Source organism: Gluconobacter albidus (assembly GCF_002723915.1).
GTDB lineage: Bacteria > Pseudomonadota > Alphaproteobacteria > Acetobacterales > Acetobacteraceae > Gluconobacter > Gluconobacter albidus.
The window spans coordinates 128,702-153,582 of sequence record NZ_BEWL01000006.1; the positions used below are offsets into that span (position 1 = coordinate 128,702).

Genomic DNA, 24,881 nt, shown 5'->3' on the forward strand with positions numbered 1-24,881 from the left:
TTATTCGGGATAGGTCTGCTGCCGGGCGTATGTCCGGCAGCAGGTTGTTACATCAGGCCGTGACAACACGCAGAGTGTTAGTGCTTCCGGAATGGCCATAAGGCAGACCAGCGAGAACCAGAACCCGGTCTCCGGCTTTGCAGAAGTTCAGGCTCCGTGCGAGATCTGCGGCCGGTCCTGCGAGATCCTCAATGCCATGAGCTGTCTGTTCCCGATCCACAACATGCGGGAATGTCCCCCATACGATGCAGAGGCGACGCGCGACGTCCAGTTCTGGCGTCAGAGCAATGATCGGGCAATGCGGCCGCTCACGCGCCATGCGCATTGCTCCGCCGCCGCCACGGGTATGGGATGCAATCACACCGGCATGGAGTGTGCGGCTGACCTGCCAGGCAGCCTGAACAATCGCGCACTGGACGGTCTCGTCCGGTGTGGGACGCAGACGGTCCATGCGGATGCGCCATTCGTGATCCTGCTCGACCCGCTCGGCGATCCGCACCATCATTGACACGGCCTCAAGCGGATATTTGCCAGCGGCACTTTCCGCAGACAGCATGACCGCATCCGCCCCGTCATAAACGGCATTGGAGACGTCAGAGACTTCGGCGCGTGTCGGGGTCGGGCTTTCGATCATGCTCTCGAGCATCTGCGTCGCCACGATCACAGGACGGCATTGTCTGCGGGCTTCGGCAATTGCGCGCTTCTGGGCAACAGGGACTTCCTCGGGCGGGAGTTCGACACCGAGATCACCGCGCGCCACCATGAGCGCATCTGAAAGATGTACGATGGCTTCAAGGTTATCCATCGCCTGAGGCTTTTCGAGCTTGGTAACGATCGCTGCGCGGCCGTTCGCAATATCGCGTGCTTCCTGAACGTCTTCCGGGCGCTGCACAAAGGAGAGAGCCACGAAATCGACACCAAGCGACAGAGCGAAATCGAAGTCGCGGCGGTCTTTTTCGGTGAGCGCCGGAATGGGGAGTGTCACGTCGGGAACGTTGACGCCCTTGCGCTCGGACAGTTTGCCGCCGACCACCACGACCGTTTCGAGAAAGCCTTCTCCGACCGTCACGACACGCAGTTTGAGCTTGCCGTCATCCAGCAGAAGGTGGCTTCCCGGCTTCGCAGCGGAAATAATTTCCGGATGCGGCAGGCAGACCCGCGAAATCGTGCCCGGCGTACGGTCCAGATCCAGCCGGAACGGCTTGCCTTCCTCCAGGATCACTGGGCCATTTTCAAACACGCCAACGCGCAGTTTTGGGCCCTGAAGATCCGCAAGGATTGCCAGCGGATGCCCGACCTTCTGCTCGGCGGCCCGGATAGCGGCATGACGCTCGCCATGATCTTCATGGGCGCCATGGGAGAAATTGAGCCGGAAGACATTCACACCGGCCTGCGCCAGAGAAAGGATCATCTCGGGGGACGATGAAGCCGGCCCCAGTGTAGCGACGATCCGCGTGCGGCGGTGATGGGAACTCGATGTCATATACGGCGTCCTCGATCGAAAAAATCAGTTTGGTTGAATCGTCTCGCCCGGGAGCAGGCCCCAGAAAAGACGGCGTGGCAGCCAGCCGTCGTAGCCCTTCACGCTGACATGGCACCATTGGGAGTTCTGCGGGCACAACTTGATGTTGCCCACCGTTCCCTGCTCCAGAACCGCGACCACGGTGCTATCTTCTTCCGGATGGCTCATGAGAAGCACATCATTTTTGTGTGCCCTCGCCTCGTCCTGTGTTGCGACACGGGCAAGGATCCGTGCATCGGCCTTGCCGATATGGTCGCCTTCCTGTGCGCTCGCCTCGCCGGTCTGGGCTTTCACACCTTCGGGAGGAAGGCCTGGGATCACGAATGTGCGGCTTCCATACAGCGTTGCCTGATGGACCCAGCCTTTCTGGCCGTCGGAGTCCTCCACAAGGCGCCAGACATCGAACTCCCGTTCGATCTGCACAGGAAGGCCGCGCCGATGATAGACCCAGTCGATCGGATAACGGTCTCCGGGCCCACGACGCATATAGACCTTGTCAGCCCGGAGCGCGGCGTAGCGCGGCAGGGGCAGGCCTGTATTGCTGCCTTTGTCCGTGTTTTCGGGCCCAGGAGGAACAGCCGGGGTCGCCGCCTGATCCGCAGCTGCTGCCGTGGAAGCCGCTGCTCCTGCGGCAGCGGCACCAGCGGCCACAGGAGCAGCATGTTTCAGTGCCGCATGATGGGCCGCCTTGTGTCGCGGGGCCGAAGATGACGGCTTTGCTACGTCGGCCTTGTGGTGCTTTTTCGCAGAGGCGTGTTTGTCCGCAGGCTTTGCTGCGCGCTCTGCGTGCTTTTTGTGATGATGCGCCGCCTGCGCGCCGGGAGCAGCGAGCAGGATCGTACCGGCCATAAGCGCGCAAAGAACAGTGGACGGGCCTGTGGAGGAACGCGGAAGGAAGACTGACATTCTCATGAGCGCATCCCTGCCAAGGGCCGACGGTTTGGGCAAGTCATCAAAACGGGAAAGACATCCTGAACCCGTAATCTTTAAGGAAAACTTACAGCGCAAGGAGCGGATTGTCTCCCGCCAGTTCGAGAAAGCTGACAATTCCTCTTACTTCCACCCCCGCCAGAAGGTCTTTCGTAGTCAGTCCGGCCATTATGAGGCCGGTTTCACAGGCCATAACGGTCGCGCCAAAGCCGAGCACCGCCTCCCGGAGTTCGCCGAACCCTGCAATCCCCTTGGCCTCAAGCACGTTATCGGCAATGGTGCCCTGAAGTCCTGAGCAATCCGTCGTCAGGGCCAGAACGCTGCGGCCGCCCGCGAAAAGCGTGACATGACGACCCAGCGAAAGCGCCCCTGCTGCGACAATCATCGCGTAATGGGCACGCTGCCACGAATCATCCGCCAGCGTCAGAAACATAGGGCGGCTCATGCTTTCACATTATCCTCAGGATGTGCGAGGCAATGGGGATCGCGATTGAGCGTAAAACCGTTCATCGTTCCTGACAGCGCGTCCCACATGCTCACCCGCGTTTCATCACATCCCTCAAGGTCCATGATTTCGCGCATGACCTCGACCGCCATCAAACTGCCCATAACTCCCGGGGCGGCGCCCAGCACACCGGACATTCCACAATCCGGCGCAGCTGTCTGTTCGGCTTCGGGGAACAGACAGCGATAACAGGGACCACCCTTCTGAGGCCTGAATACGGCGAGTTGGCCTGAAAACCCCTGTACAGCCCCCGAAACCAGAGAGCGCCTGTGCCTGACGCAGGCATCGGAAACTGCAAGCCGTGTGGGGAAATTGTCGGTCCCGTCACAGACGAGATCATATTGCGGGACGAGGTCATCAAGCGTCGCTTCCGTCGCACGTACCGGGTAGGAACTGATTTTGACCAACGGATTGAGCGCCCTCAGGTTTCGGGCTGCGGCCTCGACCTTGAACAGCCCAAGATCATCCGTCCCATAAAGAACCTGCCGCTGCAGGTTGCTCAGTTCCAGATGGTCATGGTCCATGATCCCGATATGTCCAATGCCCGAAGCGGCAAGCTGCTGAAGCAACGGGGCTCCGAGGCCGCCTGCACCGACCACGAGCACGGAGGCCTGTCGAAGCCGTGCCTGTCCTGTCGCGCCAACCTGCGGCAGCAGGATGTGGCGGGAATACCGTTCCAGTTCCTGGTCGGAAAAATTCATGTCCATGCAATGATGATAATTGCTGACTTTCACTCTTGAAAGACGTTAGCGTCATTATCGTCCTTCACCGCGCAGGTTGTGCCTGCGGGACCCGAGACAGGGGAATATCATGAGAAAAGGATTTCGCAGCGCCATGCCCCGTGCATGGCAGGGGCTGGGCGTTACGGCCGGTGCCGTTCTGGCCGCCTATGCCGTGTCCCCTTATCTTGCTCTGTGGGATATCGACCGGGCCCTGCACGGAAACAATGCGTCGCGTCTGGCGCCGCATGTGGACTGGTCGTCGCTAAGCCACTGTCTGAAGGAACAGTTCACACCAGCTGTTCCTGCCGATGATGACCTGCCTGGCTTCGGCAGTTCCTTTGCCGGGCAGGTTGCATCCAATGCGATTGATACCCGTCTGACACCCGCGACGCTGATGACAACAGCCCATCAGGTGATGCCGCATGAGGCGTCGACCTCAGGCTGGCTCGGGACGTGGCATGCCGTGCATGCCCATTTCGTAAGCCCCGGAAAATTCGAGGCCAGCCTCGATCAGCCGGGGCAGACACCTTTCGTCCTGCATATGAAATTCGAGCACTGGGGCTGGAAGATCACACGATTCGAAATGCCGGCCCCGGCGCACGCGGCCTGAAAATTCAGGCCGCCGGAAGATCTTCTTCCAGAACCGTGATGTGAATGGCGTAGGAAACCTCGCCCTCGTCTTCATCGCGATGAACCGTTCCGATAACTTCTCCGGACACGGCCAGTTCAACGCTCACGCCCTTGCGGCTCGGCTTGTTGACAGTCAGTTTCGGAGAGCCCAGCAGGCGCTGGAGCGTGGTCTGGAGGCGTGTCACCTCGGATAGGGTCATATCGGCCATTGGTGGCATTCCTGTGCTGCAAGGGAACTGCCCTGTAACCCATCGACACGCACAAAGGAACCCGCCTCCTCTATCCCCGTCAGGGATGCTGTTGTAGAAACCGGGCACTTCACATGTGATTGTGACCTGTTCGTCATGAATCGTTCAGGGTCCGCAGTCTGCTCCCCCTTACGCGCAAAGGAGACATGATGCGCCCGGTTTTCCTTCGAATGATCGTTGCCCTGACCTCCACTGCCGCCCTTTCGGGATGTGGGTATTTTGATTCCCGGAACGCCCACAAGGCGCAGTATGAAATGATCGGGATGACCAGCTACGACCTTCAGTCCTGCGCGGGTATTCCGGCCAGCACGAAGAAGCTGAACGATACGACCGAACTCTGGCAGTATGACGGAAGCATGGCGCTGCCGACCATGCCTGCTGATTCGGGATTTATTCCTGTCCAGTCCGCAATCAGCATTTACCAGTCTGCTCTGGGCGGCGGCGGGACGACCTGCCGGATGCTGGTCCGCGTGGATCATGACCGGGTTTCGGAAGTCCATTACACCGGCAATGACGATGAATATATCGGAACGGACGGCATCTGCTCCATCATCACGCGAGGCTGTGCCCGCCAGCGTGAATCGACGATGCGCCGTGTGAATGCAGGGCCGTTCGGGCCTGTGTCGGCTTTCCATCCGCCGCGTACCCCACCCCAGAGCGGTACGGCCACCTATTCCGATCAGTCTGGAAAATACGTCCCCAAATTCAGCAAGGACGACACTCAGCCGGTTATCCAGCCGGTCAAGTGAGCCTGAAAAGGGCCGGGACAGTCTTTGTCCCGGCCCCTTTTTTTGTTCAGGAGTTTATCAGACGCTTCATTCTCTGAACGGCTGGCCCCAGGCCGTCAAAAATGGCCTGCCCGATCAGAAAATGGCCGATATTGAGCTCGGCAACGCCCTTCAGGGCCGCAATTGCTTCGACGTTGTCATAAGTCAGCCCATGTCCGGCATGAAGCTCCAGTCCGCAGGCGGCAGCCGTCTCTGCGGCCTTCTGCAGACGCTCCAGCTCGTGCCCGCCGCCCAGTGCATAAGCTCCCGTATGAAGCTCGACGACGGGCGCTCCGAGTGCTGCTGCCGTCTCGATCTGTCGCGTATCGGGATCAATGAACAGGGAAACCCGTATCCCGGCTTCTTTAAGTCGGACAATGCGGGGCGTCAGGGCTTCACGCTGTCCGACGACATCAAGCCCACCTTCGGTTGTGACTTCCTGTCGGCTTTCCGGAACCAGACAGCACGCATGGGGACGAAGCTCACAGGCGATCCGGACCATTTCGTCTGTCGCAGCCATCTCGAAGTTCAGCGGTGCGGATAGTGCTCTCAGGCGCGGCATGTCGGCGTCACGGATGTGGCGACGGTCCTCCCGCAGATGTGCCGTGATCCCATCTGCGCCTGACGCAATGGCTAGGTCTGCCGCCGCGACTGGATCAGGAAACGTACCGCCTCGTGCGTTTCGCAATGTCGCGACGTGATCAATATTCACACCAAGCCGGATCATGATTTTTTTCCTTCCCGATAAGCACTCATCCCGTCCGCCAGACGGATGGCGGCCAGAAGACTTGAGACGTCGGCGCGGCACGTCTCCGTCACGGGGCCTGCGATATCGAATGCCGTGCCGTGATCGGGCGATGTGCGGATAAGAGGCAGTCCCAGTGTCACATTTACGCCGTGCGCCATATCGAGCGTTTTGAGCGGGATAAGCGCCTGATCGTGGTACATGCAGATGGCGACATCATAGGTTGGCCGGGCCGTATTGCTGAACATCGTATCAGGCGGGAACGGCCCCAGACAGTCGATCCCCCGCGCGCGAAGTTTCTCGATCGCAGGCCGGATGATCGTAATTTCTTCTTCTCCCATCAACCCCTGTTCACCGGCATGAGGGTTGAGGCCCGCAATCGCCAGACGTGGGGTCAAGATCCCGAAATCACGTTTTAGGGCTGCGTTTGCGGTCTCCGCTACGCTTACGATGCGATCGGTCGTCAGCATTTCCAGAGCCTTTCGCAGCGAAACATGCACCGTGACCGGCACGACCCTGAGCTGGGGCGAGACCAGCATCATGATCTCCTCCCCCGGCATGTCGCACAGAGCTGCCAGAAACTCCGTATGTCCCGGATATGGAAAGCCTGCCGCTGCCAGAACATGTTTGGCGATCGGGTTGGTCACGACGCCGCCCGCCCGGCCTGCAAGCACGTATTCAACGGCCAGACGAATACTGCTGATCGTGGCTGCGGCATTGCGTGGATGAGGCTGGCCCGGAATCACGGCTGCATCACACAGGACCGGCAAAACGGGCAGGCTGACGGCGAAAACCGCGTCCGCTTCTTCCGGCGTTTCAATCCGGGTGACGGGTACTGCGACCTCTATCAGACGGGGATCGCCCAGCCAGAAGAACGTCCCCTCCCCTGAATGCCTGAGGCTGCGCCAGGCTTGCGCCGTAAGCTGGGGACCAATGCCCGCAGGGTCGCCCAGTGTCAGTGCGAGTGGTCTGGAAGGGCGCATCATCAGCCTGCTTCAGCGAGCGCGGCCAGAACCCGAACCCAGGAGCGGATTCCCTTGTGAAAAGAGTCCAGCCCGTACTGTTCGTTTGGGGAATGGATCCGGTCGTCATTCTGGGCAAAGCCGATCATGAGGGCATCCAACCCGAGTGCATCCCGCACTTCACCGGCCACGGGGATGGAGCCACCCGATCCGACCATGGCGGCGGGAACGCCCCATTCATCCGTCAGAGCCTGCAGCGCCGGGTTCAGAAACCGGCTGTCACGGGAGACTTCGAAACCCGGAGATCCGCCATGCGCCGTAAAGGTCACGTGTGCGTCTGCAGGCAGGGCTGCACGGATATGGGCGCGGAATGCTTCGCGGATGCGATCCGGGTCCTGCCCCGGAACCAGACGGAACGAAACCTTTGCCATAGCCTTGGCAGGCAGGACGGTCTTGAACCCCTCGCCTTCATAACCGCCCGAAATTCCATTAATCTCGCAGCTGGGGCGGCACCATGTCTGCTCGATGGCGCTGTAGTTTTTCTCGCCCGCTGCAACCGACAGGCCTGCTTCCTCTAGCAGGGAGCTGTCGCCAGGAAAGAGCCTGCTCCACTGCGCACGAGTTGCGGGGGCAGGATCCTGAATGCCGTCATAGAACCCTGCAAGCGTCACACCGCCATCCGCGTTCCGCAGTGTAGCGAGAGCCTGACACAGAACGGCAATCGGGTTGGCCGCAGCGTTGCCATACAGACCGGAATGCAGATCATGGCTGGCGCACTGGATGACCACTTCATCCGCCATCATGCCGCGCAGGGACGTGGTGATCCCCGGTGTTTTCCGGTCGGCCATGGAGGTATCGCAGACAAGTGCGACGTCCGCTTTCAGCTCTGCGGCGTTTTCCTTGAGGAACGGGAGCAGGTTTGCACCGCCACATTCTTCCTCGCCTTCCAGCAGGACGCTCACCCGGACCGGAAGCGACCCCGTGACCTGTTTCCATGCCCGGCACGCCTCAAGGAAGGTCATGACCTGACCTTTGTCATCGCTTGCACCACGGGCAACGATCACCTGGCGGCCGGAAGGTTCCTCGACCAGACGAGGCTCGAAGGGAGGCGCAGTCCAGAGCGATTCCGGATCTGTCGGCTGAACATCATAGTGACCATAGAACAGGACATGCGGGAGGCTGTCATCCGCTGCCGATCGCTGATCGTGCCCGACAACCATTGGATGACCGGGAACTGACCACTGAACATCCCGAACATCCGCTTTCATGCCCAGCTGTTCGAGTTCGCGCTGCATCCAGTTTGCAGCCTTGCGGCAATCGGCGGCATGTGAGGGCTGAGTGGAAATGCTCGGGATACGCAGGATCTCGAAAAGACGTGAGACCGATGCATCCAGATTGGTGTCGACATTCTGAAGAACGGCATCAAGTTTCTCGGAATAGGCAGTCATCGTGTTATCCATGTTCAGGCTGGTAGATTTCCATGAAGTCGGGCGGCAGCGTCGTGTCTTCAGACGTTGCCCGTAGTTAGTCGACGTGGCTGTAGCCGGATCGGGGCCGGAGCAAAAGCTGCCTGAACTTCAGGGACTTTCTGCGGACGCAGGGGGGCGGTTGACGGTATCAGGGGCGTAGTGCCTGCCGCGACCGAAAGAACGTCTTTCAGATCCTCGTAGAAGCTCGAATGGGCGGCATCTGCGTCCATTACGGATTGCGCCTGTCGGCTTATCGTATTCCACAGACCCACGTCCGTATACAGCCGGATGACGGCCTTGGCGAAGCGGTCGGGGTCACAAAATCCGCCTGACAGGCATGTTTGGCCGTCTTCCCATCCCAGTGTATGGCAGACGCTCTCCGAAAGGACTGAAGGCAACCCGGCAGCGGCGGCATCCAGAACTTCCCGTGGGGCGGCTGCCAGCACGCGCGCGGGCTCCACGAGAATACGACGGGATCTGTAGAGCGCCGTCAGATCGGCTTCTTCGGGAAAGGCTTCCAGCCGACGATATCTTGTAAAGGCTGAAAGGTCGATCTGCTCGGACCGGTACCCTGCCAGGAGAACGGTGGCCTCCGGCGGAAGGTCACGGTCCAGTTTTGAAAGGACATCATGAATAAAGAAATGCAGACCGTCATGAACTGCATCGCCGCTTGTATGGACCGGAAGGGCCAGAAGGATGCCCGAGCGTTCTTCAAAGGACGGAGAGAGCATTGACGAAATTGGGGGGTGCCCAATGACGCGTATACTGGTCAGGCCGAGGGCTTCCAGATCCGCTTTCTCTTCCTCGTTTCCGACAACGACAGCCTGTGTCAGCCAGACCTGATCGGTATCCAGTTCCAGATCGTCCAGAAACAGGTCGCGGTCATTGAGAGCGCCGACGCGCCTGCGCAGATGCCTCTCTCTGGCAGGGCCTGCGTGAATATCCGCCACAATTCCGAGTTTTGGTAATGACCGGGAATGCTGTTGCAGGACCGGGGCTGCCTGCTGGAGTGTCTGCACCCCGCCGATCCAGACAGCATCGAAACAGTCCGCGCGGTCTCGCAGAAAGCCCGGAAGTTCGGACAGGTCGCAGTCATCCATCAGTTCAATTTCAGGCGGAAAGTCCAAAGCCGTTGCCACACCGTCGTGAAGTGTGCCGTCCAGCGGAAAGACGGTTACCCGATATCCGAGCCGGCTGAGGCCGATCATCATATCCCGATGACGCAGACTAGGTGTTCCCAATACGGGATGAGGCAATTGCTGGCACAGGAACAGGATCCCTGACGTTCCAAATGCCGAGCGTGCCCGCATGAGGCTGGTTCCGGGCAGTGGCTGTCTGGAGAGTAACCCGGAAAAGCGGCGTTTCAGCCAGGATTCATTGCGCGCGCGCAAGTCCGCCGCGATTGCGGGTTCAGGCGGCGATCTGTCGATCACATCCGGATCATAAAGGATTTTCCCACCTGCCTGTCGCAGGGAGAGACAGATCGCCAGCATCTCCGCTTCTGGGCCGATACCTCCCAGAGTGAGGTGATTATGGGTCCGCAAAGCAGACCGTCGGCAGAACAGAAGGCCGCCGGTAAAACCGTCTACCCACCGTCGGAAGGCAATTTCAGGCTCGTTGGCCCGCATACCAATCCCGAAAGGCGTAAAGCCCGCATTTCTCCAGATGACGCTTCCAGCCTCCCGGACCCGTCCATCCAGCCCCAGGGACTGTCCGCCTACCGCCCAGACCTGTGGGTCTGCAAAGGCTTCAAGCGCGATCTTCAGGGCTCCGGGGAAAGGCTGGACACCGGCGGAAACCAGCAGGACGATCTCCGCCCGGGCAAGTTCAAGACCAAGCCCCCTCTGTTCAGCGTGAGTGGTACGGTAAGGAGGGCGGACGATGTGGACCCCGCGCACAAATCTTTCGATCTGTGCGGTTTCGTCCGTAGAGCCGGCATCGACCAGAATGACCTGAAGATTGCGGTCATTATTCGCATGGAGTGCCGCAAGAGTAGAGAGTGTTTCCTGAAACTGGTTTGAAACAGTCAGGATAACTGTGATGTCCGGCGCCGTGACCGGTTGAAAATCCAGTGGTGCACGGACCAGCGATGGAATGAGGGTCTGAGCCCGCTGAAGATCAAGTAACTGGTACTGTTCTTCCGATGCCTCCAGCGCTTCGTCCGGAGTGGGGCTCCCTTGAGACTGGACCCAGAGGGCAAAAATGTCCGGGATATGAGGCTGGCGCAACAGGCGCTGTATTCCGCTCTGCCTCAGGAAGCCCGCGAGATCGACCCCCGCCTGCGGCTGACGTTTTTCTGAAATTCCGAACCGGATAAAGTGTTCGTAACCGTTTCGGAATCTCCCTTGGGTCACAACTTCGCCAACATCGGGATAATGTTCGGCATAGAAAGCTTCACTGAACCACGGATTGGGATCGAAGGCTGTCGGGTTTCCATTCGTCAGGTAATGATGGAGTGGGCTCTGGTAGCGGTTGTTCTTCAGATCTTCGATTACGTCCGGATAACGGCTCAGATACCATTGCGGGTCAAAATACCATGAGCTGCGTCGACGCCCGGCAGACGAAAACCTGATGAACTGGACGAAATCCCCAATTGCGAAATCATAGTGCTGCCGCTCGGTCATGCTGGCGGCACGGAAAACTTCGGGATCAAAAAACGCGTGGGATTTGCGGTGCTCCTGATCGCCTATCGCAAGGTAATGATCGTAACCGTTACAGAACCCCTGTGACTTGAGAACATGCGGACTCAGATCCGGATTGCAGCTGAAGTAGTTCTCTTCAGAAAACAGCCAGTGTGGAGAGCGGCTCCGAAACCCACTTTCGCAATAATGAAGGAAACCGCTGTCAAAAATCCCCAGACGGATCCCTTCACGGACGTCCGGGTTCTGGCGGAGATACCATTCTTCATCGAAGAACCGGTTGGGAGAAAATCCAGCTCTGGCACCATACTGTTTCCAGTGACGTTCCAGCCCTTCGTCGCTCAGATCTAGCTCGGACGCATCCGCTCCGTCCCTGGCCTCCTGCCGCAGCCGCTGTCCATAGCGCGTCCGATACCATTCTGGGTCAAATGCAGCCCAGAGCGGGGGGCGGTCTCCAGCAAAAGCCGGGGATTCAAGAATATGATCTTTCATTGACGCTGAACCCTCTGGAGTCACCCGCTGAACGCCGTTATCCCACCTTTATCGCTGCTGGGCGCGCCGGCTCTGCCAGAGCGAATGAAAATCTATGGGCTGGATGTTCGGTGAGGGAAATCCCGCCTCGCGGATCGTATTCAGCAGAACGCTTCGTGCGGGAGGGAACAGGAAACGCGGTGCCTCAACCAGCAGCAGGGGCTCGATCGCATCCTGCGGAATGCGTCCCGTCAGGCCGAACAGACCCGCGTAAGCCAGACTGATTTCGTAAAGTACTCTGGAGGTAGGTGCGTCCTGTGTCGGCGCATTCTCGAAACCCTGCGCCCGAATGACCAGGCTGACTTCAAATGTCGGCTGATCTCCAAGCTGGCGTCCCGTGACATCCACCGTCATGCCGATATGGGGCTGGGACGGAAGGTCGCGGTAGACATCCGGGGTGTTCTGGACATCAATGGTCAGAGTGCGAAGATACTGCGATCCAACAATCAGGGATGAGGAAGAAGGCAGGGAATCCGATACATCAAGGCTAGCCGGACTGCCCGTCACGGTATCGGTGTATGTCTGATCCATTGGCTTGCATCCTCATGCGGTCATCATCTGATTCATTCCGTATTGCACTGAAATGCAATGAAATGTGGCACCCGGCACTCTGTCACGATGTTTCAGTTTTGACCAGCGGGGCGATTTTAGAGGCGCCTTTCGAGTAGAGTATTCTTTCCAGAAAAACACCGGGTTTCCGGAAAAAGTGGAAGGCCTTCTTTCCTCACTCGTGCAGTCATGGATCTTCTGCGATATGCTGGGAATGATATCGCCATCCTGCACAAGGTCAGCACTGGCGCATGATGCACGCCGCGACAGGACATCATGACTGCTGACAGGGAAACATTCTTCCAGCCCGCACGCCTTGTTGCGCTGCAGACAGCACGATAGGACCATGTTCATGCTCAGATTGCTCATTCTCGTTATTCTTCTTGCGGTCCTGATCGTCTTTGCCCTGAGCAATACGGATCTGGAACCCATCTGGCTGGTCTCTTTTGGCTGGCATCTGTCGATCGGAACGCTGGTCCTCGGAGTAGGCGTAATCGCGCTTCTGTTCGGCTTCCTGATTGGCCTTATCGGCGACATGCAGCAGCGTTCACGCGCGCGTCGGGCCGAGCAGCATGTCCGCACACTGGAAAGCCAGCTGGTTGAGCTTCATCAGCGTCTCGACCGTCTGCAGAACCCGACAGCCCCCCTCTCCTCTTCCGGCGCTTCTGCCGTTTCTTCAGAGCCAAAGGTCTGATCTCCAGCATGTCACGCCGCACACGACTGATCGCAGCCCTCGATACCGCCTCGCGCACTCAGGCCCAGCACTGGGCAGATACCCTGAAAAATGACGTCGACGCCATCAAGCTCGGTCTCGAATTCACCTATGCCTGCGGGCTGGACGCCGTAAAGGCAGTGTCCGAGGGACATCGGCTGTTTCTGGACCTGAAGCTGCACGATATTCCTCATACGGTCGCGTCAGGCCTTTCCGCACTTGCTCCATTGAAACCGACCCTGACGACCATCCATGCCAGTGGTGGGGTGGAAATGATTTCGCGTTCCAGAGACGCTCTGGAAGCCGCCTTTCACGAACAGGCACAGCGCCCCAGACTGCTCGCGGTCACCGTCCTAACCAGCATGAATGCCGCAGGTCTGCTTGAGACCGGCGTAGATGCGACGCCTCAGGAACAGGTGCTCAGGCTCGGTAAACTGGCTATTCAGGCCGGAGCAGATGGCCTGATCTGCTCCGCACACGAAATAGCCCCTCTGCGCGATGCCCTGGGTGATGACCCCATCCTCGTTGTCCCCGGCATTCGTCCTGCGGGTAGCGCAGCGGACGATCAGAAACGGATCATGACGCCCGTTCAGGCCGCCAAAGCAGGAGCTGACTGGATTGTCGTAGGCAGGCCCATCACGAAAGCCGCCGATCCCGTTCTGGCCGCCAGAGCCATCATGGCAGACCTCGCCAGCGCATGACGGGCATCAAGATCTGTGGCATCCGTGATGTCCAGACGATGGAACTCTGTACCCGTCTGAAAGTGGACTGGGTCGGATTCGTGTTCTGCGAAACCTCCCCCAGAATTGTGACTGCCGATCAGGCATCACGATTGCATCAAAGTGTACCATCTGCGAAGGAAAACGGTCCGCTGCGAGTGGGCCTTTTCGTCAAGGCAGATGACGGATTGATCGAACATGTTCTTCAGGCGGTTCCACTCGATATCCTTCAGATTTACGATACTGCTGACCGCGCGCTCGAAATCCAGTCCCGCTTCGGATGTCCTGTCTGGCGGGCCTGCGGTATTGCCTCACGTTCTGACCTGCCGACAGATCCGAAACTGTCAGGATATGTTATTGAAGCCCCGAAACAGCCACAGGATTGCCGTCCGGGCGGGCTCGGCCGCACCTTTGACTGGTCGTTGACACAGAATTGGACGCCTCCTTCATTCTGGATGCTCGCCGGCGGCCTGACCCCCCGGAATGTCCAGAACGCGATTCAGGAAAGTCAGTCCCCGGCAGTAGACGTTTCTTCAGGGGTTGAATCGTCCCCCGGCTGCAAATCTGCTGAACTGATTGAAAAATTTGTCGCAAATGCCCGAAAGGGACTTGATCTGACGTCAAACCTTTCGTAAACACCGTCTCGCTCGACAGGAGAGATGGCCGAGCGGCTTAAGGCGCACGCTTGGAAAGCGTGTGTACGTTAATAGCGTACCGTGGGTTCGAATCCCACTCTCTCCGCCAGATCCCCTTCCCAATCAGTCTCATGTTGTCTCAAAGCCTTGGTATATCCAGTGTTTTGCGCCATTCTCTTGCCTCATTCGTTCTCGTTTTGTCTCATCCTGTCTCGTTCCGGACCGGGTAGACGGCGGGTATAATTTGGGAAGAGACCGGGTAGAGCCAAATGCTGACAGACTCGCAGGTCCGTGCGGCCAAGCCAAAAGACAAAGCCTTCAAGCTCACGGACGGCGGGGGCCTGTATCTCCAGGTGACGCCCTCGGGAGGAAAACACTGGCGTTGGCGCTATGAGATTGAGGGCAAGGAAAAGACCTACACGATCGGATCATACCCGGACGTTCGGCTGCCTGATGCCCGGTCGGAGCGGGATGAGGCACGCAAGGTCCTGCAGGCCGGTCGGGACCCGGCAAAAGAGAAGAAATTGCTCAGGGCGATTGGCAAGGTCGATCCCGCCCAGACCTTCATTGCGACCGCCCGGGACTGGTTCGCTCAGAGGAAGGATCTCTGGACCGATCGACATGCTGCGGATGTGTGGCGCAGCTTGGAGCGCGATGTGCTGCCTTTTGTGGGTCACATGCCGGTCAATGACCTGACGCCCCCGATCGTGCTTGCTGTCCTGCGAGAGATCGAAACGCGCGGGGCGGTAGAGTCTGCTCATCGCACCCGCCAGCGTATGTCAGACATTTTCGTCCATGCCATTGCCTGCGGCTATGGAGCAGCAGACCCGGCTGCCATTGTGGCCCCTGCCCTGCGTCCCGTGGTTCGCGGCAGGCAGCCGGCCATCACGGATCTGGATGAGGCCCGCGCCATGATCCGCAAGACCGAAGGCGAAGACGCGCACCCGGTCACGCTCCTCGCGTTGCGGCTGCTGTACCTGACCGCCGTCAGGCCGGGTGAACTGCGCTATGCGATGTGGGACGAGTTCGAGGACCTGGACGGCCCCGAGCCGCTGTGGCGTATCCCGGCAATTCGAATGAAGAAGAAACGGGAGCATCTGGTACCGCTCTCACGCCAGGCGGTTGAACTGCTCGAAGCGTTGCGCCCTCTGTCCGGGCGCTGGCCGCATCTATTTCCGAATGCTCGCCGCCCGAAGCAAGTCATGAGTGAGAACGCGATCGGATATCTGCTGAACCGGGCTGGATACCATCAACGTCACGTTCCGCATGGGTTCCGGGCTACCTTCTCAAGCTCGATGAATGAACGGTTCCCGGAAGACCGGCAGGCCATTGACCTGATGCTTGCCCATGTCATGAAAGACAAAGTGGAGGGCGCATACAACCGCGCCCTGTTCCTTTCGCGCCGCCGTGAGTTGGCGCAGATCTGGGCCGACCTTATTTTGGAGAAGCAGGCCAGCCTCAAAGAATTGGTGAGCACGAGCCGCAAGGCCCGCTCCTTATAGGGCTCCCTCGTGCTGTTTGCGCCACGCATCCGTTCCGATGCGGATCAGTTCCTCAATATCGTGCTGATCCCACCGGACCGAGCCGGCTGACAAACGGTGCGGCTTCGGAAATTGGCCTGCGCTCATGTGCCGGTAGATCGTCGCCCGGCTCCAGCCGAGGCGTGACTGCACTTCCTTTACGGTCAAAAGCTGCGACGCCTCACTCATCCCCGTTCCTCCGCGTCCATGGCGGCGTCCGGAAGGGGCTTCCAGTGCGTTGGTAGGACCGACTGTTCGCCGTATTCGTTAGACTTCCAGCACCATCCATCTGTCCAGCAATCGGGCGGCTCTTGCTCTGATGCGAAAGCCCATGTCCCACATTCATTGCCGTCCACATGTTCTATGGAACAATCCCATCGAATTACATTGTCTTCTCCATGTCCCGGTATTCGTGCCTGAAAAGAAGACCCATCTTGCGGTGCCGTATCCATCGACATCCAATCCAGCCGCTCCGTATCCGTCCACCCGCTCATGCCGGATCTCCTGCGGGTTTCAACAAAGCTGCCTGATACGAAATCGCAAATGCGACATCCATGGCCTGTTCATCGGAAAGGCGGATAGAGAAAGACTTCCCCTCAATATCCACGAAACCGGGCATCTTCTTACGAATAGAAATAGTCCCGGTGTGGTACCCGTCCGGCGTTGTTTCCTCGACCATCACTCCCCTCCCTCGTGTGTGAGGGCGGCGCGGGCGCGCTTCTGGATTTCCTCAACACCTTCACGATGCCAAGCCATATCCGCATCACCCTTAACCGGGCCATCAAGGGTGTCTTCGCAGTATTGCGAAATCCCAGACATGGCATCTTCCAACTCCTTCACCCTCGCCTCCAGCGCGGCGACGTTGGCGGGGTGGGTGTAGAGGGCATCGAAGTGTTCAATTAACCCCGGTCCCGTTGGTAAATCAGCGTCGAAGCGCCACAATTTACAGGCGGCCGTATCGGCCTTCCAAGTCCAGCGCCACGCAACCGGTTCTTGCCTCTCCGCATCCTTTCGGTCCCGCCAAACGGCATACTCGGTAACAACCTCAAGCACCGTGGAAAGGAAGAACTCGTTCTGGTCCTTCTGCCATTGCACCACGTCTTCCCGTTCCGGCATACGGTCAGAGGCGTCCTTCTGGTCCCGGCAAAACATCTGTGCCCGTGACAGTTCCGCATCCACCCGCCGCGCTTCTTCCGCGCCTCGGGCTTCGGCTTCCTCAATGTGGGCCCAAGCCCTTTGGCAGATTTCTTCTTGATAGGATTGGTTAAGCAGATGGAAAATCCTTTCCGGACCAATAGCCTTAGCCAAGGCTATCACCTGCTCATCCCGCGTCCGCACGTTCTGTTCCTGCGTCATTCTGCTGCACTCCGGCTGGCTGCCACGTCACGGATCTGCCGTCCGGTGCCTGACCAGCGGAATTCGTAGTCCGGTGCGGATAGCCCGGCATGGTGGGACTGGACTTCGTGCCAGCGGCCATCGTTCAGGCCGAGGTGATTGGTCGGGTCTTTCTGGGTCATCACCACGTAATCCTCTGTGCCCAATCGTCGAAATTTTCGTCATGGCCCGCGTCTGGCTCTGTGAAGAACCGGCGGATTTTCTTGAGAAGCCGGATCATCTCAAACACTCCCCGGCCGCGAACCGGCCGCAAGGTGGAGCAGGATCACGAGGGCCAGCGCCTCGATCAGGGTGGGAATTTGGGCGGTCATGCTGCGACCTCTTCGGACGTCTGCTCTTTGGGTGTCAGAGCGGCGACACGGCCGTCAGCAGCAATCGCCTCAGCAATTTCCATGGGCGTGCCGTGGACCAACATGCGGCCGGATGGGCTGATGTATTCGGCCACATGAAGCCACGATCCAATCCCACGCATGTCCCCGCTGCCCATAACTGGAAATGCAGGCCCTACTTCAATGACGGGCAGCAGAATTGCCTCAGCGGATCCATTTTTATGAACAGGGTAAATCAGAATAAAATCAGCCATTACGCGCTCCACTTCTCAGCATTCAGCAGGCCGCTCTCACGGCGGATTTCGTTGTCGTCATGGCGGAGGTCGGAAAGGCACGGCAGGGCCGCTGCACGCTCGATCCGCTCCATGAGGAGTGAGCGCGCAATCACGTCGCTCAGGTCTTCGTTGATCTCGCGGGGGTGGGTCATGCCGCCTCTCCCTCGTCCGCGACCTCTTGGTTGAAAATTGCCAAGGCTTCGTTCACGGCGTCGGTGACACGATCTGCAAGATCTGGACGATTTTCTGCGAGATGCTTTCGAAATCGAACTGTCTTCGGTGAACCTGTGATGGTCTGCAAACGCTCCTCATTGTGGGCGTCTTGGATGTAACCAATCAGCCCTGCTGCATCCTCCGCGTCTTGATCAACGGGCGGTCGATCCTCTCCGGTGTCGGCCCAGCACCGCAGACGTTCGCCCTTCTCGATGGTGATCTGTTCGCCGTGCGGAAAAATCTGTTGGAGATCGTGGTTCAGCTTGCGTTGCAGATCATAACGCGGCTGGCCCGGTGTCTCCGGGTGCATCGTCATGGATCCGGAAAGCTCGAACATGAATGACTTCTCGCAGATCGGCATAAAGCCAAGCTGGCGGATCTCATTACGCTCTTTGCCTGTCTGCTCGTTGCGAACCTTCTCGAACTTGATTTTCTCCTGAGCGCGGAGGCAGAAAATCAGATGCGTGCGCGTCTGGATCAGCTTGGCCATCATACGCTTGTGCAACTGCTTGGGCTTTTTCCAGCTTGGCGCGGTCATCGCATCGACCTTCCAGGCCTGAACAATGCCATTCCGATCCGTCGCCGCAGCGATGGCGGCTTGTTCAGCCATATCGGAACAGCCGCCCTCCCCGTCCCATTCATGCGACATGCTGTCGATGACGATCACTGTCGCGCCCGCATCCTCAGCAGCCTTGATTGCTTCGACGTACCGCGACGGCGTGAAAGGAGCCGGGAAATCCAAATGCAGGAATTCAAATGTGCCCTTGGCCGGGTTCGCTTTATCTCCGGGCTTGGGTGCATAGTGCAGCGCACGGCCGGCCTCAGTATCAATGACGGCAATCTTCCCGTCTTTGCCCTTGATCCCCTCCGCAAGCGTCAGCGCTGAGAAGGTCTTGCCAGAGCCCGATGCGCCAGCGATCCCGAACAGGAGGCCAATCTTGCTGCGAACAGCGGGGCGAATAGTGAAAGTCATTGTGCGTACTCCAGGGCATCATCGCGCATGGCCTGTTCTTCAGCCTCGCGAAGCAGCCAGTTCGGGGCTTCGATGTGTGCGGTGTGCGGATAGCCGGGCCATTCATTGCGCTTGAGGCAATTGCTCCACATGCCTTGAGCGCGAGACACGTCGTCTTCGGCCAAACTGCGCAGCGTTGGCGCTGGCGTCAGAACGGAGACAGCAAACGGCGCTTTCATTTCTGCAACGATGAAGCGCATCGGCTGAGGCTCAACGCCGCGAAGGATCTTTGCTCCTTGGGCATAGAACCGATCCTGTGTGCGATACGCTTTGACCATGCGCCGATCCCATTCGGTCGGGTTCGCACTCATGCCGGTGCTCTTCACGTCGAAGATTGGAGCCTTCGGGTCATCTGGGAGCCGATCGACCATTCCCCGGCACCAGATGTCGCCCTTCTTCCAAATCATCACGGCTTCCGAGCGACCTGGCGCAAAGAACTCAGCGCAATCCTCGCGTTGCTTCATCTGCTCAAGAACTGCGCCGGCACACTCGTAAACGCGATCATGAGCTTCCGTGAGAAGCGGTACGAAGCCGCTTTCTCTCGCGGCGTCCCGAGCCTCTTTCGCCGCAGCCGAACGATAGGCGTCCGCCTTCACTTCGACGATTGCGGCCCCCTTGCCGAGAAGTAGCTTGTGCAGAGCCGTCCCGAAGTCCATCGCTGCCGTGACCTCAAACGGTTCACGTTTGAGATTGAGGCGCGGATGCGCGTAGCGGGCGTGCATCGGGCTCTGATCCAGCAGGACGCGAGCGATCGAGTTTGAAAGGCTCGGCTCCAAGCATGGGTCTGAGTGATAAACAGCCTCTGGCATATCGTAGATGCCGGGCTTCTCTATGCGGGCGCTCACAGCGGCACTCCTGTCGCATCAAACTCAGTAGGTTCGGGCGTCCTTGGATCCTCAAGGCAATCGTCTGACGGGACCCCGTCAATAATGTGAAGCGGGTCAACTTGGCGGAGGAGAGAGGCTAAAATCGTAGCCTTATCCTCCTCGGTGCCCTGCCAAAACGGCGCATCTTCCCTGACACCACCAATCAGGCGCGAAATAACCTTGGCTAGATTTTCGGGCGAAATATCATAGCCGCGCTTTAGAAATTTCTGGACGCGCAGAAGGCTTCCGCCCGCATCTTCGTGGCGATTTGGGAAGGTATATCGAAGCCTCTTTGCCGCTAGATCCTGATAAAAATCAGAAGAGACAAGAGATTTCCATATCGCGCCATCATACCAAATGACGGCTTGCGCAACCGTGAAATCAAAGCTCTCTATGATCTCTTCTGGAGCGTTGAAGGTCCATCTGTGGATGAACTGAACTGGGGTCTTGCCAACCTCGGAGAGAGTAATAGCATTCTTGGTGCGCCACGGTTCGCGTCCTCCCCGGCTTCCTGAGAGATATTGTGCCCACTTTTCAGCTGTTGTGCGGTTAGGCGACAAAATATCAATATCTGAAATCGGCTCCCCGGCAACGCAGGCACGAAGGTATCCGCCAGCCAAGAATAACTTCCCATCCTTGATGACATTTAGGACATCCTTGGGAAGACACATAAGCGCGCGCCGCAAGTCGTATGAATTAAGACGACCGTAACGCGCTGCTGTAGTAATTTCTTTATCGCTCATGCTACCCCCCGCGTTTCCATCATGATGAAGGCCAGACCGGCCTGCACCGCGCCGAGCGTCCGCATGATCTGCTTCACGTCGGGGCGCTCGTAGATCTCGTTCAGCCGGGTCAGTGCAGACGTCTTCACGTCCCGAGCTACGCGCCGGTCATTCTCCATCGGTGCGATGATCGCCTGATTGCTGTGGTAGGTGATCAGGCTCTCAAGGTTCATGATCTCTCGCCGCACCGCAGGCAGAAAGAACTCCAGTTCGCCAGACGCACTTCGGGCGTTTGCTGTTTCACGCATTTCAGAAATTCCTGTCGTTTACTTGCCGGTCAGGCAGCGATGGGTAGGTTGATCTGATGCAGAGGATATTTCAGCGTTCGCGCTACTTCCCCGCATTGAAATGAAAGTCGCCTCAGTTCTTCTGCCGCCCCCGGATCGTCACTGATCCGATATGCGATTTCCTGAACCTTCAGCAGTAGGGCCGCAGCCGTGGACAGATCATGGGCGGTGATATGAGGCATCACATCACTGCCTCATATTTTGCGACCCAATCTTTGCACCACTCCAGGGCCCGCGCATCGCTGTTGCTATGACGTGCAATCTGGCCTCGGCGGAGTTGGCCGTCTGCCATCTTCTCGTAAATTCCGAGGCCCGTCTGTTCTTCGAACACTGCAAAGTGGGGTGTGTCGTGGAGCTCGCGGACCGTGCCGAATGGGCCAGGATACAACGCGATCCACTTCTCGAAATTGATGGTCCGGACAAGTGGAAATCCGAAGTCGCTCAACAGAGGCTCAGCGTTGTCGCGTGCGCTCTGTGAGAAATTGTCAGGCAGGTTCGCCATTGTGGTTCTCCCTCGCCGCTTTGTGCGGTGTAGGGAGAATATATGCGCACTATTGCGCATTCTTCAAGCGCAAAAATGCGCACAATTAATAAAAAAGCCCTGCTCTCACCGGATCTCTGTCAGTTCAGCGGTTCAGGGGCTCTTGTATGGGCTCTGGCTCGTCACTCAGGGGTGGAAGCGGAGGAGGCTGAACAGGTGGCGGTGGATAAGGCGTAGGCAGTCCGCAGGTGGCATAAGTATGAAGCATGATCATCTCCGTTGACGGGTGACGATTATTCAATGCCTGTCTGACGTAGGGGGTTCGGTCTGGGCAAAAAGAAACCCGGCCGGAGCCGGGTGGATTATTATTTTGTAAGCCGTTCTGTTTGCCAACGGGCCCATTCTCGTTCGGCATGCTGATTAGCTCTTCCCTTGAAGAAGCCATCATAAGTAGTCAGAACTTTTTGATCTTGCACCCGAAGAAGCTCATCGAACTTCTTATCAAGCTCTGACATTGTAAGTTTCTTACCGCGAAGGGCAGATGATTCCACAAAAAGAAGAAATTGCTCACACAGTATATGGAGAAGATATAACTCATCATCCTGAAGATAATTTTTCCCAGTGTTTATATCTACTTTTCTAACTTTGCTTCCGGAAAAACTGGTTAGCCCCATGTTTGGAGATTTTGCATTGGCTCTTTCAAGGATTACTTGAGCAGCAGTCTGGCCTGTGACTGCATACAAAAATTTATCCTGAAGACGCGCATAAAAGGATCTTACGATAGGACTTTTACTGTCATAATCACTGGATCCGAATGCAAAAACATCTCTCACACTCCGATAAATATTCTGCTCGTCGGAGCGAAGCCCTCGAACTTTTGCAGCTAATTCCTGAAGGGCATTCGGATCATGTTTTAAACGAGATTCATCAAGAGCAAAGCCTTGCGTGATGTAGCTTTTGAGAACCTGCGTTGCCCATTTGCGAAATGCCGTCGCTTTGGGTCCACTAACGCGATATCCCACGCTTAGGATTGCATCGAGGTTGTAGTGTAAGGTGTTGTAATTCTTTCCATCTTTGGCAGTTATCCGGAATTTCCGGACAACTGAATTTTCTTCTAGTTCTCCATCGCGGAAGATGTGTTGAAGATGCTCGCTCACATTTCTGACAGATACATCAAAGGCTTCAGCAATTTGGCTTTGCGTTGCCCAAACTGTCTCTCCGTCCTCGCCTATATGGAAGTCTGTGGTGCACTCTGGTGTTTCATAGTGCGCCAAAATCAATTCTTCCTGTTTCTCATCGGGAATTTTAGAAATATCTTTTGCCACGATTCAAATCCTCACTTCCAAGTCCACTTCCCAACGACGCTGATCATTCAGGGCGAATGCTTTGAATGATCACGCCTTCGATCCAGTATTCCGGTCGGCATCCGTTGTCTGGCATCTCAACAAGATCGGCCATCGACGGGAGTACGATAGCTGCCGAAAATTCAGGATTTGAACTGCGAGGCCAAAGCACGACCTTACCGTCTTCCTTGATCTCGATTTGCTTGATTGTCGCTTCCTGGTCGCCGTTGGTCTGGCGGATCACGACGACCTTTTCTCCGGTCTTCGGCGCTCTCGCTAAATCGTTGATCCGGACCGCCAGCACAATCGTTCCTTCTGGGTACAGAAGGTCCATGGAATCTCCGCGCACGCGAAAGGCCACGCGTGGGAGGTTGGGGTATCTATGATCCGGAGAAACGGAGACATATTCCGATGAATAGTCTTGCGAGAACCCGTGCTGAAACACGCCTGCTTGAACGTAACCAATCACGGGTACGCGATTAAAGTCAGAAATCGGCTCAAGGGCAGGCTTAGCAGCAGGCTCCACATTGAAAGCTGCCGCTATTTTGGCTTCCGTTTTTGCAGATAGGCTATGGGTGGCGGTTTCATCATTCATAAACCGAACGACAGTTGAGGGGGCCATCCCACTCTTCCGCGCAATTCCCGCATAGGTCTCACCAAACCTGTCGCGGATCTGATTGATCCAGGCGCGCTGCTTTTCGCGCACATCAGGAATGGTGGGCTTACTATTCATATGCGCATTTTCGCACATCAATATAAAAACGTCCCTGCGCACTTTTGCGCTTGTAGATTGCGCATTATTGCGCATATGATCCGGCATGACCAAAATACCCACACCCACGGAAATCGAAGCTGCTGCGAAATCCTCCGGCAGGTCGATGAGAGATGTTTGCACCAACGCCGGAGTTGCGGTCAGCACTTGGACACGATGGAAACGAGGCACGACTTCTCCCCGTATTGACGTTGTGGAGCGTATTGCCGCGGCCGCCCTCCCCACCCGCGCCAAGCGGAAGGAGGTGGCGTGATGGGAGACGAAACTAATCGCCTCATCTTGGCTGAGCTTAGAACCCTCAATGCCAGGCTGGATCGCATCGTGCCCGGCATCGAGGGGATTGTTCGCCCCTTTATGTGGCAAACAGGCAGGCAGGCTATTGAGCAGTTAATTGCAGTACAGACGAAACCCACTTCTCCACATCAGAGAACGCAACAGCAGGAAGATCCTGAACGCGGAACTCCAAAGTTATCAACGCATTGTCGGGGTACACAGGTTGACCGGGTGTATTCACGCCTGAGACATTTAGTACGACGCGCACTTCGTGTTCGGAGCGACCAAGAATTTGGTTCTGAACAGGCTGAGTTTGTAGGGAAACAATTTTACGAACAGACATCAAATTCATCCAATGTAATGGAAAACAAAATCGGGGACTCGGTTGCCGCCGATCCCCGCAATGACGCTACGCCCGATACTTCCGAGAAGGGAGTCTGGGACGATGTTTGATTTCGCTTCTATTGCCTTCTGCGCCCTGTCCTTTGCCGCGTTCATCCGGGCGCATTTTGCCGGGAGGGTCGCACAATGACCGCCCGCCACGACTGGACCCCATACACCCCCGAGGTCGAGACGATGCTGCGGGCTGGAAAGACCCGCCGTGAGATCGCTACGCACCTTGGGGTGAAGGAAACGTCCCTCTCTTCGATGATCGGCCGTCAGGGCCTTGCAGGCCTGTCGCCGAACGGGAGCGCAACGGGTGGCTCGTCTCCGCAGAACACGCATAACCGCATCGACTGGGCGCCGCTGATGCCTGCTCTTCTTGAAATGATGGAGCGCGTCGAAAGTGCGACCGTCATCGCAAAGAAGCTTGGTGTCTCACCGGCTTCGCTGTCCGCTGCGATGGAGCGGCAGGTTCCGAAAGCCATCCGCACCAAATGGAAGAAGGCCCGACAGGAGGCGACGCACCCCAAGAAGGAGCGCACGCCGCCGATCCTGCGTCTGCCGCTTGAACCGTTCTCGGACGTGTCGTGGCGTGCTCTGTTCGACGGCAATCCCCCGCCCGTTCCGGACTGTGCGTTCGGTCGGGATCGCGGATTGCACTGAG

33 protein-coding genes and 1 tRNA gene are annotated in these 24,881 nt (G+C 57.7%); 10 read left to right on the forward strand and 24 right to left on the reverse strand.

What is annotated here, in order from left to right; all coding sequences use genetic code 11:
- Positions 1–52: 52 nt before the first annotated feature.
- The 4 genes from pyk to GAL01_RS09015 form a co-directional block, all read right to left on the reverse strand.
- Positions 53–1,483: a pyruvate kinase gene (gene pyk / locus GAL01_RS09000; RefSeq protein WP_062031939.1), complete on the reverse strand. Its 1,431-nt coding sequence runs from the start codon at positions 1,481–1,483 to the stop codon at positions 53–55.
- Positions 1,484–1,507: 24 nt separating this feature from the next.
- On the reverse strand, positions 1,508–2,434 hold the full coding sequence (locus GAL01_RS09005) for an SH3 domain-containing protein (RefSeq protein WP_174694470.1): 927 nt from the start codon (positions 2,432–2,434) through the stop codon (positions 1,508–1,510).
- An 85-nt stretch (positions 2,435–2,519) separates the two neighbouring features.
- Positions 2,520–2,897: a DsrE family protein gene (locus GAL01_RS09010; RefSeq protein WP_062031931.1), complete on the reverse strand. Its 378-nt coding sequence runs from the start codon at positions 2,895–2,897 to the stop codon at positions 2,520–2,522.
- Complete coding sequence (locus GAL01_RS09015) at positions 2,894–3,664, reverse strand: HesA/MoeB/ThiF family protein (RefSeq protein WP_062031927.1); 771 nt, start codon at positions 3,662–3,664, stop codon at positions 2,894–2,896. Before GAL01_RS09015 ends, GAL01_RS09010 begins: the two co-directional genes overlap by 4 nt.
- 103 nt (positions 3,665–3,767) lie before the next feature.
- Between GAL01_RS09015 and GAL01_RS09020 the strand changes: the two genes are divergently transcribed.
- On the forward strand, positions 3,768–4,289 hold the full coding sequence (locus GAL01_RS09020; protein ID WP_062031923.1) for a DUF2939 domain-containing protein: 522 nt from the start codon (positions 3,768–3,770) through the stop codon (positions 4,287–4,289).
- 4 nt (positions 4,290–4,293) lie between these two features.
- Here GAL01_RS09020 and GAL01_RS09025 read toward each other — a convergent pair whose 3' ends face one another.
- Positions 4,294–4,518 carry a DUF3126 family protein gene (locus GAL01_RS09025; protein WP_062031919.1) on the reverse strand — a complete coding sequence of 75 codons (225 nt, stop codon included), beginning with the start codon at positions 4,516–4,518 and terminating at the stop codon, positions 4,294–4,296.
- A gap of 188 nt (positions 4,519–4,706) precedes the next feature.
- Here GAL01_RS09025 and GAL01_RS09030 point away from each other — a divergent pair, with 188 nt between their 5' ends.
- Positions 4,707–5,306, forward strand: a complete 600-nt coding sequence (locus GAL01_RS09030; protein ID WP_062031915.1) for a hypothetical protein — start codon at positions 4,707–4,709, stop codon at positions 5,304–5,306.
- A gap of 46 nt (positions 5,307–5,352) precedes the next feature.
- Here the strand turns inward: GAL01_RS09030 and GAL01_RS09035 are convergent, their stop codons facing one another.
- The 5 genes from GAL01_RS09035 to GAL01_RS09055 are packed head-to-tail and all read right to left on the reverse strand — an operon-like array spanning position 5,353 to position 12,201.
- Positions 5,353–6,051, reverse strand: coding sequence for a pyridoxine 5'-phosphate synthase (locus tag GAL01_RS09035; RefSeq protein WP_062031912.1), 699 nt, complete (start codon positions 6,049–6,051; stop codon positions 5,353–5,355).
- Positions 6,048–7,052 carry a 4-hydroxythreonine-4-phosphate dehydrogenase PdxA gene (pdxA, locus tag GAL01_RS09040; RefSeq protein ID WP_373317682.1) on the reverse strand — a complete coding sequence of 335 codons (1,005 nt, stop codon included), beginning with the start codon at positions 7,050–7,052 and terminating at the stop codon, positions 6,048–6,050. Before pdxA ends, GAL01_RS09035 begins: the two co-directional genes overlap by 4 nt.
- 2 nt (positions 7,053–7,054) lie before the next feature.
- Positions 7,055–8,479, reverse strand: coding sequence for a M20/M25/M40 family metallo-hydrolase (locus GAL01_RS09045; RefSeq protein WP_062032199.1), 1,425 nt, complete (start codon positions 8,477–8,479; stop codon positions 7,055–7,057).
- A 59-nt stretch (positions 8,480–8,538) separates the two neighbouring features.
- Positions 8,539–11,631: a glycosyltransferase gene (locus tag GAL01_RS09050; protein WP_062031906.1), complete on the reverse strand. Its 3,093-nt coding sequence runs from the start codon at positions 11,629–11,631 to the stop codon at positions 8,539–8,541.
- Positions 11,632–11,679: 48 nt separating this feature from the next.
- On the reverse strand, positions 11,680–12,201 hold the full coding sequence (locus GAL01_RS09055) for a protein-export chaperone SecB (protein WP_062031901.1): 522 nt from the start codon (positions 12,199–12,201) through the stop codon (positions 11,680–11,682).
- A 370-nt stretch (positions 12,202–12,571) separates the two neighbouring features.
- On the opposite strand from GAL01_RS09055, the gene GAL01_RS09060 reads away from it, so the two are divergent.
- The 5 genes from GAL01_RS09060 to GAL01_RS09080 all read left to right on the forward strand — a co-directional run bounded on the left by GAL01_RS09060 (position 12,572) and on the right by GAL01_RS09080 (position 15,787).
- Positions 12,572–12,913, forward strand: coding sequence for a LapA family protein (locus GAL01_RS09060; RefSeq protein WP_062032194.1), 342 nt, complete (start codon positions 12,572–12,574; stop codon positions 12,911–12,913).
- An 8-nt stretch (positions 12,914–12,921) separates the two neighbouring features.
- Positions 12,922–13,632 carry an orotidine-5'-phosphate decarboxylase gene (pyrF, locus tag GAL01_RS09065; RefSeq protein WP_062031897.1) on the forward strand — a complete coding sequence of 237 codons (711 nt, stop codon included), beginning with the start codon at positions 12,922–12,924 and terminating at the stop codon, positions 13,630–13,632.
- The gene (locus tag GAL01_RS09070; protein ID WP_062031894.1) at positions 13,629–14,285 is read left to right on the forward strand and encodes a phosphoribosylanthranilate isomerase; all 657 of its coding nucleotides are present in this window, start codon (positions 13,629–13,631) and stop codon (positions 14,283–14,285) included. The genes pyrF and GAL01_RS09070 overlap by 4 nt, the downstream gene beginning before the upstream one ends.
- Positions 14,286–14,303: 18 nt before the next feature.
- Positions 14,304–14,394, forward strand: a tRNA-Ser gene (locus GAL01_RS09075).
- A 160-nt stretch (positions 14,395–14,554) separates the two neighbouring features.
- On the forward strand, positions 14,555–15,787 hold the full coding sequence (locus tag GAL01_RS09080; protein ID WP_062031890.1) for a tyrosine-type recombinase/integrase: 1,233 nt from the start codon (positions 14,555–14,557) through the stop codon (positions 15,785–15,787).
- On the opposite strand, the gene GAL01_RS09085 is transcribed toward GAL01_RS09080, so the two are convergent.
- From GAL01_RS09085 to GAL01_RS09140, 14 genes are all read right to left on the reverse strand, one after another.
- Entirely contained in the window at positions 15,782–15,994 is a 213-nt protein-coding gene (locus GAL01_RS09085) for a helix-turn-helix transcriptional regulator (RefSeq protein WP_062031886.1), read from the reverse strand. The genes GAL01_RS09080 and GAL01_RS09085 overlap by 6 nt on opposite strands.
- Positions 15,995–16,295: 301 nt before the next feature.
- A complete protein-coding gene (locus GAL01_RS09090) occupies positions 16,296–16,484 on the reverse strand; it encodes a hypothetical protein (protein ID WP_062031879.1) in 189 nt (62 codons plus the stop codon).
- Positions 16,484–17,161, reverse strand: a complete 678-nt coding sequence (locus tag GAL01_RS09095; protein WP_099253202.1) for a hypothetical protein — start codon at positions 17,159–17,161, stop codon at positions 16,484–16,486. The genes GAL01_RS09090 and GAL01_RS09095 overlap by 1 nt, the downstream gene beginning before the upstream one ends.
- Complete coding sequence (locus GAL01_RS15690; RefSeq protein WP_169926415.1) at positions 17,158–17,322, reverse strand: hypothetical protein; 165 nt, start codon at positions 17,320–17,322, stop codon at positions 17,158–17,160. Before GAL01_RS15690 ends, GAL01_RS09095 begins: the two co-directional genes overlap by 4 nt.
- Positions 17,323–17,507: 185 nt before the next feature.
- Positions 17,508–17,783, reverse strand: coding sequence for a hypothetical protein (locus tag GAL01_RS09100; protein WP_062027786.1), 276 nt, complete (start codon positions 17,781–17,783; stop codon positions 17,508–17,510).
- Positions 17,783–17,956, reverse strand: a complete 174-nt coding sequence (locus GAL01_RS15695) for a hypothetical protein (RefSeq protein WP_156476367.1) — start codon at positions 17,954–17,956, stop codon at positions 17,783–17,785. Before GAL01_RS15695 ends, GAL01_RS09100 begins: the two co-directional genes overlap by 1 nt.
- Complete coding sequence (locus tag GAL01_RS09105; RefSeq protein ID WP_062027785.1) at positions 17,953–18,990, reverse strand: AAA family ATPase; 1,038 nt, start codon at positions 18,988–18,990, stop codon at positions 17,953–17,955. The genes GAL01_RS15695 and GAL01_RS09105 overlap by 4 nt, the downstream gene beginning before the upstream one ends.
- A complete protein-coding gene (locus GAL01_RS09110; protein WP_169926416.1) occupies positions 18,987–19,874 on the reverse strand; it encodes a PD-(D/E)XK nuclease-like domain-containing protein in 888 nt (295 codons plus the stop codon). The genes GAL01_RS09105 and GAL01_RS09110 overlap by 4 nt, the downstream gene beginning before the upstream one ends.
- The gene (locus GAL01_RS09115; protein ID WP_062027783.1) at positions 19,871–20,638 is read right to left on the reverse strand and encodes a hypothetical protein; all 768 of its coding nucleotides are present in this window, start codon (positions 20,636–20,638) and stop codon (positions 19,871–19,873) included. The genes GAL01_RS09110 and GAL01_RS09115 overlap by 4 nt, the downstream gene beginning before the upstream one ends.
- Positions 20,635–20,925 (reverse strand): hypothetical protein, encoded by a 291-nt coding sequence (locus tag GAL01_RS09120; RefSeq protein ID WP_062027781.1) that lies wholly within the window; start codon positions 20,923–20,925, stop codon positions 20,635–20,637. Before GAL01_RS09120 ends, GAL01_RS09115 begins: the two co-directional genes overlap by 4 nt.
- A 29-nt stretch (positions 20,926–20,954) precedes the next feature.
- Positions 20,955–21,146, reverse strand: a complete 192-nt coding sequence (locus GAL01_RS09125) for a hypothetical protein (RefSeq protein ID WP_062027779.1) — start codon at positions 21,144–21,146, stop codon at positions 20,955–20,957.
- Positions 21,146–21,466, reverse strand: coding sequence for a hypothetical protein (locus GAL01_RS09130; protein WP_062027777.1), 321 nt, complete (start codon positions 21,464–21,466; stop codon positions 21,146–21,148). The genes GAL01_RS09125 and GAL01_RS09130 overlap by 1 nt, the downstream gene beginning before the upstream one ends.
- 344 nt (positions 21,467–21,810) lie before the next feature.
- Positions 21,811–22,770: a RhuM family protein gene (gene rhuM / locus GAL01_RS09135; protein WP_062027775.1), complete on the reverse strand. Its 960-nt coding sequence runs from the start codon at positions 22,768–22,770 to the stop codon at positions 21,811–21,813.
- A gap of 43 nt (positions 22,771–22,813) precedes the next feature.
- Entirely contained in the window at positions 22,814–23,731 is a 918-nt protein-coding gene (locus tag GAL01_RS09140) for a LexA family protein (protein WP_145995613.1), read from the reverse strand.
- Here GAL01_RS09140 and GAL01_RS16175 point away from each other — a divergent pair.
- The 3 genes from GAL01_RS16175 (at position 23,667) to GAL01_RS09145 (ending at position 24,880) form a co-directional block, all read left to right on the forward strand.
- Positions 23,667–23,813: a helix-turn-helix domain-containing protein gene (locus tag GAL01_RS16175; protein ID WP_369690451.1), complete on the forward strand. Its 147-nt coding sequence runs from the start codon at positions 23,667–23,669 to the stop codon at positions 23,811–23,813. The two genes, GAL01_RS09140 and GAL01_RS16175, sit on opposite strands and share 65 nt — an antisense overlap.
- The gene (locus GAL01_RS15450) at positions 23,813–24,286 is read left to right on the forward strand and encodes a hypothetical protein (RefSeq protein ID WP_145995614.1); all 474 of its coding nucleotides are present in this window, start codon (positions 23,813–23,815) and stop codon (positions 24,284–24,286) included. The genes GAL01_RS16175 and GAL01_RS15450 overlap by 1 nt, the downstream gene beginning before the upstream one ends.
- Before the next feature lie 75 nt (positions 24,287–24,361).
- Positions 24,362–24,880 carry a hypothetical protein gene (locus GAL01_RS09145; protein WP_099253204.1) on the forward strand — a complete coding sequence of 173 codons (519 nt, stop codon included), beginning with the start codon at positions 24,362–24,364 and terminating at the stop codon, positions 24,878–24,880.
- The last annotated feature ends 1 nt before the right edge of the window (position 24,881 follow it).